This is a genomic window from Streptomyces sp. NPDC029836 (genome assembly GCF_055574495.1).
In genome coordinates this window covers 1,041,107-1,057,243 of record NZ_JBVHZI010000001.1, presented here as the reverse complement: position 1 = coordinate 1,057,243, position 16,137 = coordinate 1,041,107, and the positions used below count along the sequence as shown (strand labels likewise).

Annotated in this window: 19 protein-coding genes and 1 tRNA gene; 12 read left to right on the top strand and 8 right to left on the bottom strand. The window is 74.8% G+C overall.

The genetic code is table 11. The features are described 5' to 3' along the window. The first annotated feature begins 59 nt into the window (after window positions 1-59). From ACZ4XJ_RS04890 to ACZ4XJ_RS04860, 7 genes are all read left to right on the top strand, one after another. Window positions 60-725 (top strand): HAD family hydrolase, encoded by a 666-nt coding sequence (locus ACZ4XJ_RS04890; RefSeq protein ID WP_468495329.1) that lies wholly within the window; start codon window positions 60-62, stop codon window positions 723-725. Between the two features lie 218 nt (window positions 726-943). Further along, entirely contained in the window at window positions 944-2,608 is a 1,665-nt protein-coding gene (locus ACZ4XJ_RS04885) for a sensor histidine kinase (RefSeq protein WP_362875716.1), read from the top strand. Between the two features lie 47 nt (window positions 2,609-2,655). Beyond that, window positions 2,656-3,090: a roadblock/LC7 domain-containing protein gene (locus ACZ4XJ_RS04880; RefSeq protein WP_362875838.1), complete on the top strand. Its 435-nt coding sequence runs from the start codon at window positions 2,656-2,658 to the stop codon at window positions 3,088-3,090. Then, on the top strand, window positions 3,087-3,491 hold the full coding sequence (locus ACZ4XJ_RS04875; protein ID WP_468495328.1) for a DUF742 domain-containing protein: 405 nt from the start codon (window positions 3,087-3,089) through the stop codon (window positions 3,489-3,491). Before ACZ4XJ_RS04880 ends, ACZ4XJ_RS04875 begins: the two co-directional genes overlap by 4 nt. After that, on the top strand, window positions 3,469-4,098 hold the full coding sequence (locus ACZ4XJ_RS04870) for a GTP-binding protein (RefSeq protein WP_468495327.1): 630 nt from the start codon (window positions 3,469-3,471) through the stop codon (window positions 4,096-4,098). Before ACZ4XJ_RS04875 ends, ACZ4XJ_RS04870 begins: the two co-directional genes overlap by 23 nt. Window positions 4,099-4,119: 21 nt before the next feature. Continuing rightward, window positions 4,120-4,665 (top strand): GAF domain-containing protein, encoded by a 546-nt coding sequence (locus tag ACZ4XJ_RS04865; RefSeq protein ID WP_362875719.1) that lies wholly within the window; start codon window positions 4,120-4,122, stop codon window positions 4,663-4,665. 94 nt (window positions 4,666-4,759) lie between these two features. After that, on the top strand, window positions 4,760-5,116 hold the full coding sequence (locus ACZ4XJ_RS04860; protein ID WP_362875720.1) for an MmcQ/YjbR family DNA-binding protein: 357 nt from the start codon (window positions 4,760-4,762) through the stop codon (window positions 5,114-5,116). 34 nt (window positions 5,117-5,150) lie between these two features. On the opposite strand, the gene ACZ4XJ_RS04855 is transcribed toward ACZ4XJ_RS04860, so the two are convergent. Both ACZ4XJ_RS04855 and ACZ4XJ_RS04850 read right to left on the bottom strand, forming a co-directional pair. Next, window positions 5,151-6,047 carry a transketolase family protein gene (locus ACZ4XJ_RS04855; RefSeq protein WP_468495326.1) on the bottom strand — a complete coding sequence of 299 codons (897 nt, stop codon included), beginning with the start codon at window positions 6,045-6,047 and terminating at the stop codon, window positions 5,151-5,153. Between the two features lie 13 nt (window positions 6,048-6,060). Further along, window positions 6,061-6,762 carry a transketolase gene (locus ACZ4XJ_RS04850; RefSeq protein WP_362875722.1) on the bottom strand — a complete coding sequence of 234 codons (702 nt, stop codon included), beginning with the start codon at window positions 6,760-6,762 and terminating at the stop codon, window positions 6,061-6,063. 159 nt (window positions 6,763-6,921) lie between these two features. Here ACZ4XJ_RS04850 and ACZ4XJ_RS04845 point away from each other — a divergent pair. Then, window positions 6,922-6,995, top strand: a tRNA-Pro gene (locus ACZ4XJ_RS04845). A gap of 184 nt (window positions 6,996-7,179) precedes the next feature. Further along, complete coding sequence (locus ACZ4XJ_RS04840; RefSeq protein ID WP_468495325.1) at window positions 7,180-8,475, top strand: DNA cytosine methyltransferase; 1,296 nt, start codon at window positions 7,180-7,182, stop codon at window positions 8,473-8,475. Between the two features lie 124 nt (window positions 8,476-8,599). Here ACZ4XJ_RS04840 and ACZ4XJ_RS04835 read toward each other — a convergent pair whose 3' ends face one another. The 4 genes from ACZ4XJ_RS04835 to ACZ4XJ_RS04820 form a co-directional block, all read right to left on the bottom strand. Next, a complete protein-coding gene (locus ACZ4XJ_RS04835; protein WP_468495324.1) occupies window positions 8,600-9,262 on the bottom strand; it encodes a DUF305 domain-containing protein in 663 nt (220 codons plus the stop codon). A gap of 165 nt (window positions 9,263-9,427) precedes the next feature. Continuing rightward, window positions 9,428-9,877 carry a DUF6153 family protein gene (locus tag ACZ4XJ_RS04830; protein WP_468495323.1) on the bottom strand — a complete coding sequence of 150 codons (450 nt, stop codon included), beginning with the start codon at window positions 9,875-9,877 and terminating at the stop codon, window positions 9,428-9,430. 61 nt (window positions 9,878-9,938) lie between these two features. After that, entirely contained in the window at window positions 9,939-11,021 is a 1,083-nt protein-coding gene (locus ACZ4XJ_RS04825; RefSeq protein WP_468495322.1) for an NUDIX domain-containing protein, read from the bottom strand. 160 nt (window positions 11,022-11,181) lie between these two features. Next, the gene (locus tag ACZ4XJ_RS04820; protein WP_362875727.1) at window positions 11,182-11,808 is read right to left on the bottom strand and encodes a LysE/ArgO family amino acid transporter; all 627 of its coding nucleotides are present in this window, start codon (window positions 11,806-11,808) and stop codon (window positions 11,182-11,184) included. A gap of 69 nt (window positions 11,809-11,877) precedes the next feature. Here ACZ4XJ_RS04820 and ACZ4XJ_RS04815 point away from each other — a divergent pair, with 69 nt between their 5' ends. The 3 genes from ACZ4XJ_RS04815 to corA all read left to right on the top strand — a co-directional run bounded on the left by ACZ4XJ_RS04815 (window position 11,878) and on the right by corA (window position 14,604). Continuing rightward, a complete protein-coding gene (locus tag ACZ4XJ_RS04815) occupies window positions 11,878-12,846 on the top strand; it encodes a LysR family transcriptional regulator ArgP (RefSeq protein WP_362875839.1) in 969 nt (322 codons plus the stop codon). Between the two features lie 103 nt (window positions 12,847-12,949). Next, window positions 12,950-13,342, top strand: coding sequence for a TOBE domain-containing protein (locus ACZ4XJ_RS04810; protein WP_468495321.1), 393 nt, complete (start codon window positions 12,950-12,952; stop codon window positions 13,340-13,342). Window positions 13,343-13,521: 179 nt separating this feature from the next. Then, complete coding sequence (gene corA / locus ACZ4XJ_RS04805; RefSeq protein WP_362875729.1) at window positions 13,522-14,604, top strand: magnesium/cobalt transporter CorA; 1,083 nt, start codon at window positions 13,522-13,524, stop codon at window positions 14,602-14,604. Between the two features lie 84 nt (window positions 14,605-14,688). Here corA and ACZ4XJ_RS04800 read toward each other — a convergent pair whose 3' ends face one another. Both ACZ4XJ_RS04800 and ACZ4XJ_RS04795 read right to left on the bottom strand, forming a co-directional pair. Then, a complete protein-coding gene (locus ACZ4XJ_RS04800; protein ID WP_468495320.1) occupies window positions 14,689-15,408 on the bottom strand; it encodes an anti-sigma factor in 720 nt (239 codons plus the stop codon). Beyond that, window positions 15,405-15,992, bottom strand: coding sequence for a sigma-70 family RNA polymerase sigma factor (locus ACZ4XJ_RS04795; RefSeq protein ID WP_468495319.1), 588 nt, complete (start codon window positions 15,990-15,992; stop codon window positions 15,405-15,407). The genes ACZ4XJ_RS04800 and ACZ4XJ_RS04795 overlap by 4 nt, the downstream gene beginning before the upstream one ends. Window positions 15,993-16,137: the final 145 nt, after the last annotated feature.

The following is a 16,137-nucleotide window of genomic DNA, read 5'->3' as shown; positions in this document are numbered from 1 at the left end:
GGGCGCGCCCCGCATCCGTCCCCGACGGGCGCCCCCGCGTCCGTCCTCAGGAGGTGGGCATGAACCGGGCTGCCCTGTTCGATGTCGACGGAACCCTCGTCGACACCAATCACCTGCACGTCGTCTGCTGGTGGGAGGCCCTGCGGCAGGCGGGCCACGACGTGCCGACGCACGCCATCCACCGGGCCGTCGGGCTGCCGGGTGAGGACCTGCTCGCCCGCCTGCTGGGCGAGGGACGCGACCCGTCGCGGGACGAAGCGCTCAGCGCCGCTCACGCCACCCTGTACGCCACGTACTTCGACCGGCTGCCCGCCTTCGACTCGGCCGCGGAGCTGCTGCGCGAACTGGACCGGCGGGGCCGCGGGGTCGTGCTCGTCACCTCCGCGAAGGACAACGAACTGGACGCGCTCCGGCGGGCCCTGGCCGCCGACGACGCCATCTCCGCGACCGCGAGCTCCGACGACGTGAGCGAGGGCAAACCCGCACCCGAACCGGTCCGACACGCCCTCTCCCTCGTCGGGGCGCCCGCCCAGGGCTCCGTGTTCGTCGGGGACACCGTCTGGGACATGAAGGCCGGTACGCGGGCCGGCGTCACCTGCGTGGGCCTGCTGTGCGGCGGCATCCCGCGCGCCGACCTGGAGGATGCGGGCGCCCACGCCGTCTACCGCGACCCCGCCGACCTGCTGGCCCACCTCGACACCAGCCCGTTCGCCGACACGGCCTGACGCCGACGGCCCGCGCACGCCCCTCGGGTGCACCCGAGTACGCGCCACCGCGCATTCGGGCTGTCGTGCGAGCGCTCCACCGGAAGCGGGAAGCACCCCGGTGAAGTTGCCCAACTCGGCGTCCCGGGTGGGAGCGTGCGGTCTAGCGTGGGTATCCGGTGATCAACACCGGCCCCGGGAACCGACTGGGGGCCGGGCCCCACGTACCGAGGACGCCGATGTCCGGACTCCGCGCCGCCCGCCACTCCCCGTCGAGACACGCCGCCACCGGTCCCCGCCGGCAGACCCGCCCCCAGCTGATCCGCGCCGCCGTGCTGCCCACCCTCGCCGCCGCGCTCAGCGGCGCCGCGGCCGTGCTGTTCACCCTCCAGCTCGGTGGTGGCGCCGGCGAACGGGACCCCCGGCTGTGGCCGGTGCTGGCGGGCTGCGCCCTGCTCGCCGTCGGAGCCCTGGCCGCCGCCCTGCTCGGGGCCCAGCGCGCCGCGAAGGCCGTACGGGACCGCTGCGAGGCACTGCGGCGCTCCAGCGTGCGCGGCCGCCAGGAACTGCGGGCGGACGCCGAGCGCCTGGAACGGGGGGAGACCCCGCCCCGCCCCGTGCGCGGCGGCCCGAGCGGACCGCCCGCGGCCCCCGATCCCGCCGGCGTCGACGAGTTCTGGCTCCTCGCCCAGGAGCTGCGCGGCGCCCGGGAGCAGGCCCGCACCACCCTCGTACGGCTCGCCACCCCGCCCGCGCCGACCGACAGCGACCGCAAGGTCGAGGTCTTCGTCAACCTCGCGCGACGGCTCCAGTCGCTGGTGCACCGCGAGATCTCCCTGCTCGACGGCCTGGAGGACACCGTCGAGGACCCGGACCTGCTGCGGGAGCTCTTCCACGTCGACCACCTCGCCACCCGGATCCGCCGGCACGCCGAAAACCTCGCCGTACTCGGCGGGGCCGCCTCCCGGCGCCAATGGACCCGGCCGATCGACCTGAGCGAGGTGCTGCGCTCCTCCGTCGCGGAGGTCGAGCAGTACACCCGGGTCAAGGTGGTGCCCCCGGCGGGCGGCACCGTGCGCGGCCACGCCGTCGCCGACGTGGTCCACCTGCTGGCCGAACTCGTCGAGAACGCCACGGTGTTCTCCCCGCCCGACACCGACGTGGTCGTCCGGGCCGAGCGGGTCACCTCCGGGATCGCGGTCGAGGTCGAGGACCGCGGACTGGGCATGCCCCCCGAGGAACAGCACCGGATGAACGCCCTGCTGGGCGACCCCGATCAGATCAGCGTCCAACACCTGCTGGCCGACGGACGGATCGGCCTGTTCGTGGTCTCGGCGCTGGCCCGGCGGCACGGGATCGCCGTGGAGCTCAAGTCCAACATCTACGGCGGCGTGCTCGCCGTGCTCGTCCTGCCCCAGGGCCTGCTGGGCGCGCAGGCGCCGAGCGCCGCCGACCTCGGGGCCGGCTCGCGGGCCGGCTCGTGGGGCACCGGCGCGAGCGGCGTCCCGCCCCTGGAACCCGTACGGGTCACCGTGCCCGACCCCTGGCAGCCGGAGCGCGCACCGGACGAAGCCGAGCGGACCCGGACCCGGACGCCCCCGCGACGGGTGCCGGCGGAGGGGCCGGGCCACGTACCGGATCCCCGGTACCGCGCCGATCGCGGCGCGGCCCCCGAGTTCGCGGAGCCCGTGGCCGAGCCCCTCGTGCCCGCCGCCCGCGCGGGGACGGACCGGCCGTCCCTGCCCCGGCGCCGCGCCCAGCAGCACCTGGTACCCGAGCTGCGCGAAGCCCCTGCCCCCCGGCCGGCGCCGACGGAGCAGCCCCTGCACGATCCGGGCCTGATGGCCGCCTTCCAACGGGGCTTCGGCCTCGCCCAGTCGGAGCCGGCGGAGCGGCAGGCATGAGCCCCGCCCCGTCCCGGACCCCCCACCACAGCGAGGAGCGCACCCCCATGGGCGGCGAACCGGCGATGAAGACCAGCAGCAGCCTCTCGGACCTCGACTGGCTGCTCGGCGGCCTCGTGCAACGGGTCCCGTACACCCGCAGCGCGGTCCTGCTCACCGCGGACGGGCTCGCCACCTGCGCGCACGGCTTCGACGCCGACAGCGCCGATCAGATGGCCGCGCTGGCCTCCGGCCTGTACTCGCTGGGCCGCAGCGCCGGATCCCGCTTCGCGGAGGGGGCGGAGGTCCGTCAGGTGGTGGTCGAACTCGACTCCGCCCTGCTCTTCGTCTCGGCGGCCGGATCCGGCACCTGCCTGGCCGTCCTCGCGGACCGCGAGGCCGACGCGGGCGTCCTCGGCTACGAGATGGCGATGCTGGTCAAGAGCGTACGACCGTACCTGGACGCCCCGCCGCGCCGGCCCGTCGCCGAGCCGGAGCGATGAGGGCCGCGTACGCGGGGGGAACACCCCGGGACACCCCCTGGCTGGACGATTCCGCGGGCCGGGTGACGCGCCCGTACACGGCGAGCGGGGGCCGTACCCGGCCCGCCGTGCCGCTCGACCTGCTGTCGCTGGTCACCGCGACCGGGGTACGGCCGAGGGCGTCGCTGGGTCCCGAGCACGCCCTCGCCCTGCGGATCTGCGCGGCGGCGGTGACGGTCGCCGAGGTGGCCGGGATACTGCGGCTGCCGGCCGTGGTGGTGAAGGTGCTGCTGGCCGACCTGGTGGAACAGGGGGCCGTAAGCACGCGGGCGCCGCGCTTCCCGGGCGCGGACCCCGTGTGGGCGGCCGACGACCGGACCCTGCTGAGGGCGGTGCTCGATGGCCTGCGCCGACGCCTCTGACCACCGGGACGGAGCCCGACCGGCGACCCTGAAGATCCTGGTCGCCGGCGGGTTCGGCGCGGGCAAGACCACCTTCGTGGGCGCGGTCAGCGAGATCGAACCGCTGCGTACGGAGGAACTGCTGAGCGGGCTCGACGAGGCGGCCGACCCGGCCGCGACGGCGGCGGGAACCGCGACGAAGGAGTCGACGACGGTCGCCCTCGACTTCGGACGGATCACCCTGGACGACGGCCCCGTCCTCTACCTCTTCGGCACGCCCGGCCAGCAACGGTTCTGGTTCCTCTGGGAGGAGTTGTGCGCGGGAGCCCTGGGGGCGGTGGTGATCGCCGACACCCGCCGGCTCGCGGACTGCTTCCCCGCCGTGGACTTCTTCGAGAAGCGCGGCATCCGCTTCGTCGTCGCCGTCAACGAGTTCGACGGGACCCGTCCCTACCCGGTGGCGGAGGTCCGCGACGCGCTGGGGCTCGCGCCGGAGGTGCCGGTCGTCCGGTGCGACGCGCGACTGACCGGCTCGGCGACCGCGGTACTGGCCGCGCTCGTCCACCACCTGCTGACCACGGCGAGGACGGTCGGCCGGGAACCCGCGCCGGCCCCGCCGACCACGTGACCGCACTCGGGGGGAACCGCCATGACGTACCACGAATCGACCGGCCACCTGCTGCTCACCCCGGTGGACCGGGAGGCACCCGCGCGCGCCGTCAGGCTGCGGGAGATGGGTTGGGGGGAGCGGGCCGACCCGGAGCTCGACGCCTTCGCCCGACACGTCGCGCAGACCCTGGAGACCCCGCACGCCGGGGTCAACTTCGTAGGAGAGGAACGCCAGTTCTTCGCCGGACTCCACCACGACCCGGACGCCGCAGGCGACGGCTACCCGGCGCGGGTGCTCGCCCGGGACCACGGCTACTGCCCGCACGTGGTGGTGCGGCGCAGGGCGCTGGTCCTGGAGGACGTACGGGACTTCGCCCGCTTCGCGGGCAACGCCGTGGTGGACGGGAGCGGGGTGCGGTCCTACGTCGGCGCGCCCCTCACGGACCGGCAGGGCATCGTGCTGGGAACGGTCTGCGCGGTGGACCGGGTGCCGCGCCGGTGGGGCACCCAGGGCCTGGCCACGGTGAAGGCCCTGGCCGCGGAACTGCTGGACGTGCTGCACGCCCGGGAGGACCGTCGGGCGTGACGCGCGCCGACGCGGATGGTGGGGAACGAGGACCGTCACCGGCCCCTTGGCACGGGGAGCGAACCCGGTACACCCGAAGGAAAGGGGCGCCGTCATGGCCACGACCGCGCAGGACGTCAGGACGATCGCGCTGTCGCTGCCCGACAGCAGCGAGAAGCTCGCCTGGGGCATGCCGACCTTCCGGGTGGGCGGGAAGATCTTCGTCTCCCTCGCGGACGACGACACCTCGATCGGGGTGAAGTGCCCCCAGCAGGACCGGGCCGAGCTCATCGCCGCCGAGCCGGAGAAGTTCTTCCTGCGCGAGGGCCACGACGACCACTACGCCTGGCTGCGGGTCCGGCTCGCCGCCGTGGCGGACGCCGGGGAGCTGCGCCGGATCCTGGTCGACTCCTGGCGGCAGGCGGCCCCGAAGGGACTCGCCGCCGCCCACCCCGAACTGGGCGGCGGCTGACCGGACGCCCATCCCGGGCGCCCGCTCCCGGTGCTCAGCGGAGGAAGCCGGTGATCCGCTGCCGCAGCGAGCCGGCGTCGAGTCCGTGCGCGGCGACGTGCTCGTCCATCGTCCCGTACCGACGGAGCTCGGCGCGCCCGACCCCGAGGGGCAGGACGCGGTGCGGGACGTCGATGAGGGCGGCCCCGGCCGCCGTCGCCGAGGTGCCCGCCAGGTACGGCTCGACGAGGACCACGTCCGACCCGGCACGCCCGACGGCGGCGCGCAGGGCCGCGTCGTCGAACGGCCGGACCGTGGCGGCGTACAGCACGGTGACGTCGAGCCCCTCGGTCGCGGCGAGGACGTTGTCCAGGAGCGGCCCGACGGCGACGACGACCCCGGACCGCCCCTCGCGCACGGTCGCGAAGCGCAGGCCGGCCGGCCTGCGCGGGACCTTGTTCGACTGCTGGGACAGCCGGACGTACACCTTGTCGTCCCCGGCGGCGCTCGCGTGCCGCAGCAACGCCTCGGCCTCGTCCGGATGACCGGGCACGTGCACGGTCCAGCCGTCGAGGGTGTCCAACAGGGCCACGTCCCCCGGCGCCATGTGGGTGAACCCGCCGGCCGGCCAGTCGTAGCTGCCGGAGGAGCTGACGAGGACGCCGCCCGTGCCCTGGTGCCCGAAGTCCAGCTTGACCTGCTCGAAGGGCCGCTCCACGAGGAAACTGGCGAAGGTGTGCACGACCGGCCGCAGCCCCGTCAGGGCCAGCCCGCCGCCCACCCCGATCAACAACTGCTCCCGGATCCCGACGTTGATCACCCGGTCGGGGTGGCGCCGCTGCGCCGGCCGGAACCCGTCCATGCTGATCTCGGCGAGCACGAGCGCGAGCCGGGGGTCCTCCTCCAGCAGCTTCGACGTGACCGAGATGAACCGTTCCCGCATGGTGTCCATGACGTCCCCTCCCTCAGAACTTCTTCTCGACGCGGGCGACGACCGCGTGCGGCCGGCCCGGGTGCGGTGCGGTGAAGGCGGCGTGCAGCGCCGCGTGGTCGCGTCCGTCGACGGTCACCGCGGACCAGCCCGCCGCCTCGAAGCGGGAGGCGATCCCGCCGCGCCAGCCGTGGGTCGCCGAGTCGTTGTCGATCACCACCGTGTGCAGCCGCTCCAGCCCGGCCGAGCCGGCGTACGCGAGGGCCTCGTGGTTGCTGCCCTCGTCGAGCTCGGCGTCCCCGATCAACACCCACACCGCCGGGTCGTCCAGCCCCTGCGCCCGCAGGCCGAGCGCGCTGCCCACGGCCAGCGGCAGCCCGTGCCCCAGTGATCCGCTGCCGATCTCCACACCGGGTACCAGGGTGCGGTCCGGGTGGTGTCCCAGCGGCGAGTCGTACGACCCGAAGCCGCTCAGCCACTCGACGGGGAAGAACCCCTTGGCGGCGAGCACGGCGTAGTAGGCCATCGGTCCGTGCCCCTTGGAGAGCAGGAACCGGTCCCGCCCCGGCTCCTCGGCCCGGTCGGGTCGGACGCGCAGCACCCGGTCGTAGAGCACCCACAACACGTCGAGCGTGGAGGTGGCGGCGGGGCCGTGCTTCTCGGCCCCCGTCATGAGGGCGATGAGCGCGCCCAGGTCTTCGTGGCGGAACCCCGTGTCCGCGGTTGCCCGTGTCATGCAGGAAGCCTCTTACCTCAACTATGGTTGAGGTCAAGCCCGCCCGGTTCGATCCGTCGGATCCGGCGCCGTCGGACAAGGTGCGCGCGAGCACCCCGAGAAGTGCGGTATTGTTCTCCTGCCAGTTCAACCCGGGGAAACCCCCAGGTCAACGGGCATCGGGACGTGGCGCAGCTTGGTAGCGCACTTGACTGGGGGTCAAGGGGTCGCAGGTTCAAATCCTGTCGTCCCGACAGTGATGTCGGACATGTTGAAGCTCAGGGCCATCTCGCGATGGTCCTGACGCATTTCCGGGACCGGCGGGTCGACCGGTGTGCGCGGGGGAGCGATCCGCTCCCAAGTCGCCGTCGTGGGTGGTTCGGTGGTCCGGCGGATCACGTCGGTCGCACGGGTGGCCGCAGGCTAAGCTTTCGCCACATGACCAGCACGGACGCAGTCACCGGATTCCTTGAGAATCCGTACATTTTGGACCTTTTCGCCGGTCCGGGTGGCCTCGACGTGGCCGCGCACCTGCTGGACGTGCCCTCGCTCGGGATCGAGTGGGACAAGGACGCCTGCGAGACGCGGTACCGCGCCGGGCTCCGGACCTGGCACGCGGACGTCGGCGCGGTGCGTCGGGAGCGGTTCGAGGACCTCCCCGCAGGGCTGAACGTGCTGGCCGGCGGGCCGCCGTGCCAGACCTACTCGGTGGCCGGCAGCGGCGCGGGTCGCAAGGCGCTGGACGAGGTCAAGCAGGTCATTCACGCGCTGGTGCGGGGCGTTCCCGAGGAGGAGATCGACGGCCGGCTGACGGAGCTGGGCGACGACCCGAGGACCGCGCTGGTCCTGGAGCCCCTCCGGTACGCGATCGCTGCCCTCGGTTCCCCGAACCGGGCGGGGCGACCGTTCGACGTGATCGTCCTGGAGCAGGTCCCGGCGGTCGAAGCCCTGTGGCAGGTTTACCGGGAAGCCCTGGAAACGGGCCTGCCCCACCCGGACGGGACGAAGGTCCTCTACGAGGTCGCCGAGGTCGAGACCCTGCGCACCGAGGCGTACGGCGTTCCGCAGACCCGCCGCCGCACCATTCTGATCGCCCGGCTCGAACGGCACGGGACCCCTCCGCTGCCCGGGGCCACCCACCACACCTACAACCCGCAGAAGCCGCAGCGCGGTGGCCCCGACGACGTGACGACTGCGGGCCCCCTCCCGGGCGAACCGTCGGCGGCGGCGATCGCGGGAGCCGGGAACCCGCTGCGCCCCTGGGTGCCGATGGGGGAGGTCCTGGGGCCGGGCAAGGGGAGCGCCGCGGGCCGCAGGCCGCCCTTCGAGGTCGTGTCCAACTACGGCAGCGGCGGAGACCCGAAGAAGCGCGGCATCCGCACCGACCGGCAGCCCTCGTTCACCGTGACGGGGAAGGTCTCCCGCAACGCCGTGCGCCACCCGGACGGCACCCCGCACGCGCCGGACCGGCTGCGCATCGCCGAGGCCGGCATCCTCCAGACCTTCCCGCCGAACTACCCCTGGTCGGGCGGCGACAAGTCGCAGCAGGTCGGCAACGCCGTGCCGCCGCTCTTCGGCATGCACGTGCTCGCCGCCGCCCTGGCGCTGCCGCTCCCGCCGGAGGAGAAGCTGCGGGAGGACTGGCCGGAGGCGGCCGACGAGGACCGGGCGACCCTCCGCAAGGAGGGCTGCGGAGCTCCGGACGGCTGCGGTCCCACCTGCCCGAACCCGTAGGCCGTCCTCCCGCGCGACGACCTCGGGCGCTCCGGTTGATCGTCCGGGGGCTACGGCGACGGCCGTGGGAACGGGGGGCGCGGCCGGCCCGTGGACCGGCCGCGCCCGCCGTCGCCCGAGCCGGTCAGCCGGTGCCGAGGAGCGCCTTCATCCGGGCGATCTCGGCGCTCTGGGAGGCGACGATGGCCCCGGCCATCTCCTTGGCCGGTCCGTACGCGCCGCCGGCCTGTTCCGTCCGGGCCATGGCCACGGCGCCCTCGTGGTGCTTGACCATCAGCTCCAGGAACGCCTTGTCGAAGGCGGCTCCGGAACTCTTCGTCAGGCCGGCCATCTCCTCGGCCGTCATCATCCCGGCCATGTCGTGACCGCCGTGCCCGGCGTCCTCGGCGGGCACGGGCTCGCCCCAGGCGACGAGCCACCCCGACAGGGTCGCGATCTCGGGGTCCTGGGCCTTCTCGATCTCTTCGGCGAGCTTCTTCACCTCGGCCGAACCGGCGCGGGTCGGAGCGAGGCGGGCCATCTCCAGGGCCTGCCGGTGGTGGGGGATCATCCCGAGGGCGAAGGCCGTGTCGGCGGCGTTGTTCCCGCCCTTGCGGGTGGCGGAGCCGGCGTCGGCGGAGGGCTTCGCGGACGCGGAGTGCGTCGCGGAGGCGGTGGGGGTGGAGTCGTGGCCGCCGTGGGCCGCGCCGCCGTCCTCGCCACTGCCGCAGGCGGCGAGGACGAGGGCCGCGGCCGAGGCCGCGACGACGGTGGAGGTACGGCGGACCAAGGAACGCTGAACGGTCATGGTGGCGCTGCTCCTGTGCTGCGGCACGCGCGAGGGCGTGCGGGGGATGGGGGCTCGCGGGCGGCGGCGCCGGCCACCGGGGGTCGTCGGGACGACGGGCGTCGTCATGGGCGACGGGGTCGTCGCGGGACGACACGGCCCGGGGCCGGGCATGCCGGAGCAGCCCTATACGCGCAGGAGTTGGAGTTCGCTCAGTGAGGGAGGCGCCCGCCCGCAGGCCGTCGCGCCCGTGAGGACGCCGTACGGGCCCGCCGGGGCCGGGGTGACCGTGCCCGGCGCCCTCGCGGGCTCGGACAGGACCGGCGGCCCGCTGGTGCCGGGGGCGGCGCAGGTGGCGTCCGCGTGCTCGGTGTGACCGCCGGAGCCGCCCTGCGGATCGGCGTGGACGCAGGCGCACGGGTCGGCCGCCGGGTCCGCCGCCGGGGTGTCGTGCCCGGAAGCCCCGGCAGCCCCCAGGGCTCCGTGGGCTCCGTGGGCCGGGGCGTGGGCGGCCGGCGCGAGCGGGGCCGGCCCGAGGCCGTGCATGGCGACGAGGCCGGTCAGCACCGCGAGGACGAGCAGCAGGCGGGCGCGCGGGCCGAAGGCCCTTGCCGCTCGCCCCGCCCACGTACGCATGTCGGCATCGTAAGCGGCGGCCCGGGGCGGAGCGACCCCGGGGCGGGGCGCCGACCGCCCGTCAGCGCGGGTGCACGCACCGGCCGTCGTGGAGTTCCAGCGGCCCGGCGTCCTCCGCGAGGGCGTCGAGGCAGGCCTTGATCTGGCGGCGCAGGGAGCCCTTGACCAGGCCGCGCAGCTCCTTGCGCCGTGCGGTCCGCCACCTGACGAGCTCGTCCGGCGGCAGCCGGATCGCGGCCAGTTCGGCGGGGCCGAGGACGCCGCCGTCGTAGAGGAACCGGATCCGGGCGGGGTAGCCGGGGCGGTGGGACCAGTTGACGCCGAGGAGCCGGCCGGGGGCGCGGTCCAGGCCGATCTCCTCGCGGACCTCCCGCGCGGCGGCCTCCCTCGGGGTTTCGCCGAGGTCGCTGTCGACGCCGCCGCCGGGCAGCAGCCAGCGACCGGGGGCCCCGTAGCCGGGCTGGACGAGGACGATGCCGCCCCGGCCGTCGGTGAACAGGACGTTCGCCGCGGTGAGGGCCTTGGGGCGGGACGCGCGGTGCCCGGCCGCGTCGAAGCGGCCCGCGTGCTCCAGGGCGGCGCGGTCGGCCGGGTCGAGTCCGGCGGGGGAGCCCGGTTGGGGAACGCCGTCGGCGAGGTGCGCGAAGGAACCGGAGTACAGGGCGGCCAGCGCGGCGCGCAGCCGGGGCGCGGTCCGGGCGGGGAGCCGGGCGGCTGCCTCCTCGGGGGTGAGCCAGTCGGCCCCGGTGACCTCGCCGTCCGGGAGGGCGAGGCCGTCGGCCTCGGAATCGGTGAGGGGGCCGACGAGGTGCACGTGCGCCACGAGGGAGCGGCCCAGCGCGCCCGGCGGACAGGAATCGACGGCCAGCAGCCGCCCGACCGGGGCCGTCAGCCCCAGTTCCTCCTCCAGTGCCCGCGCCAGCCCCTGCTCCGGGGTCTCGGTGTCCGCGACGGCGCCGCCCGGCAGTTCCGGGTCGTCCCGGTGGGAGGTGGTCAGGACGAGGACCCTCCCGAGGCCGTCCAGCACGATGCCGGTGGCGGCCAGCAGGGGGGAGGGGAAGGTCGAGAAGGAGGCTCGGACGGACTCGGGTGAGCGCCGGGGCGCCGGGGAGGGGACCGGGGTCTCGGGTGGACGCTCGGGCACGGCGGTGGCTCCTGGGTCGCGTGGGGCGCGGCGGGTCCGCGCACCGGTACGGCACCAGACCTACCGCATCCGTGGCGTGCGACCGCCCGCGGCATGCCACGATCCGCGCATCGACCCGCGCCGACTCGGCCCGCGCCCACCGCGGGGACGATGGTCCTGGTCAGGCCCGGACGAGCAGCATCCCGCCCATGGTGACCATCGTCGCGGCGACCAGTCCGTCCAGCACCCGCCAGGCCTTGGGCCGCGAGAGCGTACGGCTGAGCAGGCGCGCGCCGTAGCCGAGCGCCCCGAACCAGGTCAGGCTGGCCAGCACGGCGCCCGTGCCGAAGGCCCAGCGCAGGTCGCCGCGTTCGGCGGCCAGGGAGCCGACCAGCAGGACGGTGTCCAGGTAGACGTGCGGGTTGAGCCAGGTCATGGCCAGGCAGGTCAGCACGGCCGCGCGGACCGACCCGGTGGTGGCGCCACCGGCCGTGCCCAGGGCCGCCTCCGGGTCCGGGCGCAGCACCCGGCGCGCGGCGAGCAGTCCGTAGCAGATCAGGAAGGCACCGCCGGCGATGCCGACGGCCGTCAGGGCGGCCGGCCAGGCGGTGACGAACGCCCCGACCCCGGCCACGCCCAGGGTGATCAGGAGGGCGTCGGACACGGCGCAGATGGCGACGACGGGGAACACAGCCTGTCGGCGCGCGCCTTGGCGCAGGACGAAGGCGTTCTGCGCGCCGATGGCGACGATGAGGGAGAGGCCGGTGCCGAAGCCGGCCAGAGCTGCTGTGGTGATGCCGTGGTTCATGTGATCGACGGTAGGCAGCGGCGTGGCGCCAGTACAGCTAAAGATTTTTACGTACCCTTAGCGTTCGTGATGGACGAACTTCCCCTCGAACAGGTACGGACGCTCCTCGCGGTGGTCGACGAGGGCACTTTCGACGCGGCGGCCACGGCCCTGCACGTCACGCCGTCCGCCGTCAGCCAGCGCGTGAAGGCCCTGGAACAGCGCACCGGCCGGGTCCTGCTCATGCGGACGAAGCCCGTGCGACCCACCGAGTCCGGGGAGGTGGTCATCCGTTTCGCCCGGCAGCTGGCCCGGCTGGAACGGGACGCCCGCGTCGAGCTGGGGATGGGGATGGTCGACGGGCTGGGGCCGGTCCGGCTGCCGATCGCCGTCAACGCGGACTCGCTGGCGACCTGGTTCCTGCCGGCGCTGACCCGGGTGCCGCAGGATCCGCCGGTCTGCTTCGAGCTCTACCGGGAGGACGAGGGGCACACGACGGCGCTGCTGCGGGAGGGACAGGTGATGGCCGCCGTCACCTCCTCGCCCGACCCGGTCGCGGGCTGCACCGTGCGGGCACTGGGCCTGGCCCGCTACCTGCCCGTGGCGAGCCCCGACTTCGTCGCCCGCCACCTGACGGGACCTCGGGCGCGGGACCTGAGGGAGGCGCCGGTGATCGTCTTCGACCGGCGCGACGAGCTCCAGGACGGCTACGTGCGCGCCCTGACCGGAGGCGTCGCCGGAGCGGCGGTCGCCCGGCACCAGGTCCCGACCTCGGAGGGGTTCCGCGACGCGGTCGCCGCCGGCCTCGGCTGGGGCCTGGTCCCCGAACCGCAGGCCCTGCCGCTGCTGGAGACGGGCGCGCTGGTGCCGCTGGAGCCCGCGCCGCCCCTGGACGTCCCGCTGTACTGGCAGCAGTGGAAGCTGGACTCCCCGGCGCTGGCCACGGTCGCGGGGGTCGTCGCCCAGGCCGCCATGGAAGCCCTGCTGCCGCCGGACGTCCTCCCGGGCCGCCGGACGGTCGCCATCGGCCGCTCCCGACTCGGGCCCGGGCCCGCCTGAGCGCCCGCGCCTCGGGCCGGTCCGCCGCAGCACCGGGGCCGGTCAGGACCCTGAACGACCGGCTCGCCGCAGCCGTTCCGGCGACACCGCCTACGCTTCCGGCATGGAGTCCTACACGATCGGCCAGGCAGCCCGGCTGCTGGGCGTCAGCGTCGACACCGCGCGACGGTGGGCCGACGCCGACCGCTTCCCCACCCGCCGTGAGGGAACCCGGCGCATGGTGGACGGGCCGGACCTGGCCGCGTTCTGCGTGGAAGCCGCGCAGGACGGCACGGACGCGGAGGAGGCGGTTTCCACCTCGGTGCGCAATTCCTTCCCCGGCATCGTCACCGGTGTCCTGCTCGGTACCGTCGACGCCCAGGTCGAGATCCAGGCCGGGCCGCACCGGATCGTGTCCCTCCTCACCCGCGAGGCGGTGGAGGAGCTGGGCCTGGAAGTGGGCGCGCGGGCCACCGCGCGGGTGAAGTCCACCAGCGTCTTCGTGGACCGCGGCTGACGGCCGGGCCCACGGGTCGGTGGGACGCACCGGAAGCCGGTTCCGAAGCGGGGCGTGCGGAGCGGGGTGTCCGAAGTCGGGCGTCCGGAGCGGGGCGCCGGACGCGGGGCGGCGGTGCGGCCGGCCGTGACGGTGGCAGACTGGCCGCTGATCCGCCGAAGGGGAGTACGCCGTTGTCCATGTTCAGCAGCCTGCGCCGGGCCGTGCGCCGCGGCTACCGGCGGGCCGTCGACCTCAGTCACCCCGCCCGCTCCCCGCTCGGCAGCGCCGTCGTCAACTGCGTGGTCTACCTCGACGGCATCCGTCAGGACGGCTGCGGGGAGGCGGAGGAAGCCCTGCGGCGGGTCCGCAAGGCCGGCGACGGCTTCGTGTGGATCGGCCTGCACGAGCCCTCGCAGGAGGAGCTCGCCGGGCTGGCCTCCCTCTTCGGCCTGCACCCGCTCGCCGTCGAGGACGCCGTCAACGCACACCAGCGGCCCAAGGTGGAGCGCTACGACGACACCCTCTTCGCCGTCTTCAAGACGGTCCGCTACGTCGAGCACGAGGAGCTGACCGCGACCAGTGAGGTCGTCGAGACCGGCGAGATGATGGCCTTCGTCGGAGCGGACTTCGTCATCACCATCCGGCACGGCGGCCGCGGCACCCTCGGCCCCGTCCGCGAGGCGCTCGAAGCCGAGCCCGTTCAATTGGCGAAGGGGCCGGCGGCGGTCCTGCACGCCATGGCGGACCACGTCGTCGACGACTACGTGGCCGTGACGGACGCCGTGCAGAGCGACATGGACGCCGTGGAGACGGCCGTGTTCAGCGAGCACGGCGGCCGGGGCGACGCGGGCCGGATCTACCAGCTCAAGCGCGAACTCCTCGAACTGCGCCGCGCGGTGGCCCCGTTGGGCCGGCCGCTCGAACAGCTGGCCACGCAGCCGATACCGGTCATCCCGCCGGATATCCGCGCGTACTTCCGCGACGTGGCCGACCACCTGACGCGCGCCACCGAACAGATCGGCGCCTACGACGGCCTCCTGGACTCCATCCTCCAGGCACACCTCGCCCAGGTGACGGTCGCCCAGAACGAGGACATGCGCAAGATCACCGCGTGGGCGGCGATCGTCGCCGTCCCCACCATGGTCTGCGGGGTCTACGGCATGAACTTCGACCACATGCCCGAGCTGCGCTGGACCTACGGCTACCCGCTCGTCCTCGGCGTCATGGCGGTCGCCTGCTTCGTCATCCACCGCGGTTTCCGGCGCAACGGCTGGCTCTGACGGACCCCGCCCGACCCGGAGCCGCCCGACCCGGGGGCCGGCCACGGGTCGCTGTCCCGGGCCGGCCCCCCGGCCTCGTACGGTTCAGCCACCCAGGGCCAGGAGCATCAGCGGCTCGCCGGTCGGCTGCCGCGAGCCGCCCGACGGCTCCAGGGTCAGACCGACCGCCGTCGCCTGCCCCACGGAGCCCGTCAGTACGGTCGCGCCGTCGGCGCGGACCAGCCCGGCCGGCCGCATCGCCGACCCGTCGGCGAACCACAGCTGGTACGTCCGACCCGCCGGAGCGGCGGGCAGCCCGGAACTGACGAAGGCCGCCCGGTCGCGCGACGCGGACACCACCACCTTGCCCGTCGCGCCGGAGCCCGGCCGGGTGGTGACCGTACGGGCGTCCGGGGCGGAGAGCACCGCCGTCAGGTCCTGGAGGGCGATCGCCGTCCGCTGCGCCTGTTCGTGTTCGCGCAGCGCCGCCCCACCGAGGGCCAGCGCCCCCGTCAGGCAGGCCGCGAGGGCCAGCGGCAGGGCCCGGCGCCGCAGCGCCACGATGCCCCGTCGCGGCGGGGGTTGCTGGCGCACCCCGTCGATCCGGGCGAGGACCGTGCGCCGCATCCCGGGCGGGGCTGGCAGGGCGACGGCGGAACCGAGCCGGGCCGCCGTCGCGGAGAACTCCCGTACGTCCTGGCTGCACAGGGCGCAGCGCTCCAAGTGCCGTTCGAAGGCGTCCCGTTCGCCGGGGTCGAGCGCGTTCAGGGCGTAGGCCCCGGAGAGCGCGTGGAGTTGGTCGGTGTCGGTGCCGGCGCGGCTCATGCCGTGACCCCCATGCAGTCGCGCAGCCGGATCAGTCCGTCGCGCAGCCGCGTCTTGACCGTGGGCAGCGGGGTGTTCAGCGTTTCGGCGACCTCGCGGTAGGTCAGGCCGCCGTAGTAGGCGAGGTTGACGGCCTGGCGCTGGAGGTCGGTCAGCCCGCGCACGCAGCGACGTACCTGCTCGCTCTCGAGGCGGGTCTCCACCTGCTCGCTCACCTCGTCGTACGGGCGGGCGTGCTCGCGCGAGGCGGTGTCCTGTTCGCGGGCGGTCGCGGCCTGCGCGGAACGCACCCGGTCCACGGCGCGGCGGTGCGCGATGGTCAGCACCCAGGTCATGACGCCGCCCTTGTCCGGGCGGTAGCGCGGGGCCTGCCGCCAGACCTCGATCAACACCTCCTGGGCGACCTCCTCGGACTGCGCCCGGTCCCGCAGCACCTTGACGACGATGCCGTGCACCGGGCCCGCGATCACGTCGTACAGCGAGGCGAAGGCGTCCTGGTCACCGCGCGCGACGAGCTCCATCAGGGCCGGGAGCTCGGGGGCGGACCGTTCCTGCGGGGCGCCGAAGGGGATCGACTGCCTCACGCGCGTCGCCTCCGCCCGTGCCGTGCGGGGCGCGGTCGCGTACGGGTCATGGCGGGTCCTCCGGGTGGGTGACGGCGGCGGTCATGGAGGACTTCGGAGCCGGGGCGCGTGCGGATTGGTTTCTTCCGCGGATGCCTCGCGAGGG

Coding starts and splice junctions, on each gene's coding strand:
- ACZ4XJ_RS04835 (WP_468495324.1), bottom strand. CDS start 9,262: ATGACCGTTCAGCGTTCCTTGGTCCGCCGTACCTCCACCGTCGTCGCG.
- ACZ4XJ_RS04860 (WP_362875720.1), top strand. CDS start 4,760: ATGGCCACGACCGCGCAGGACGTCAGGACGATCGCGCTGTCGCTGCCC.
- ACZ4XJ_RS04815 (WP_362875839.1), top strand. CDS start 11,878: ATGGACGAACTTCCCCTCGAACAGGTACGGACGCTCCTCGCGGTGGTC.
- ACZ4XJ_RS04800 (WP_468495320.1), bottom strand. CDS start 15,408: ATGAGCCGCGCCGGCACCGACACCGACCAACTCCACGCGCTCTCCGGG.
- ACZ4XJ_RS04850 (WP_362875722.1), bottom strand. CDS start 6,762: ATGACACGGGCAACCGCGGACACGGGGTTCCGCCACGAAGACCTGGGC.
- ACZ4XJ_RS04870 (WP_468495327.1), top strand. CDS start 3,469: ATGGCCTGCGCCGACGCCTCTGACCACCGGGACGGAGCCCGACCGGCG.
- corA (WP_362875729.1), top strand. CDS start 13,522: ATGTTCAGCAGCCTGCGCCGGGCCGTGCGCCGCGGCTACCGGCGGGCC.
- ACZ4XJ_RS04840 (WP_468495325.1), top strand. CDS start 7,180: ATGACCAGCACGGACGCAGTCACCGGATTCCTTGAGAATCCGTACATT.
- ACZ4XJ_RS04875 (WP_468495328.1), top strand. CDS start 3,087: ATGAGGGCCGCGTACGCGGGGGGAACACCCCGGGACACCCCCTGGCTG.
- ACZ4XJ_RS04890 (WP_468495329.1), top strand. CDS start 60: ATGAACCGGGCTGCCCTGTTCGATGTCGACGGAACCCTCGTCGACACC.
- ACZ4XJ_RS04865 (WP_362875719.1), top strand. CDS start 4,120: ATGACGTACCACGAATCGACCGGCCACCTGCTGCTCACCCCGGTGGAC.
- ACZ4XJ_RS04810 (WP_468495321.1), top strand. CDS start 12,950: ATGGAGTCCTACACGATCGGCCAGGCAGCCCGGCTGCTGGGCGTCAGC.
- ACZ4XJ_RS04885 (WP_362875716.1), top strand. CDS start 944: ATGTCCGGACTCCGCGCCGCCCGCCACTCCCCGTCGAGACACGCCGCC.
- ACZ4XJ_RS04880 (WP_362875838.1), top strand. CDS start 2,656: ATGGGCGGCGAACCGGCGATGAAGACCAGCAGCAGCCTCTCGGACCTC.
- ACZ4XJ_RS04820 (WP_362875727.1), bottom strand. CDS start 11,808: ATGAACCACGGCATCACCACAGCAGCTCTGGCCGGCTTCGGCACCGGC.
- ACZ4XJ_RS04830 (WP_468495323.1), bottom strand. CDS start 9,877: ATGCGTACGTGGGCGGGGCGAGCGGCAAGGGCCTTCGGCCCGCGCGCC.
- ACZ4XJ_RS04855 (WP_468495326.1), bottom strand. CDS start 6,047: ATGGACACCATGCGGGAACGGTTCATCTCGGTCACGTCGAAGCTGCTG.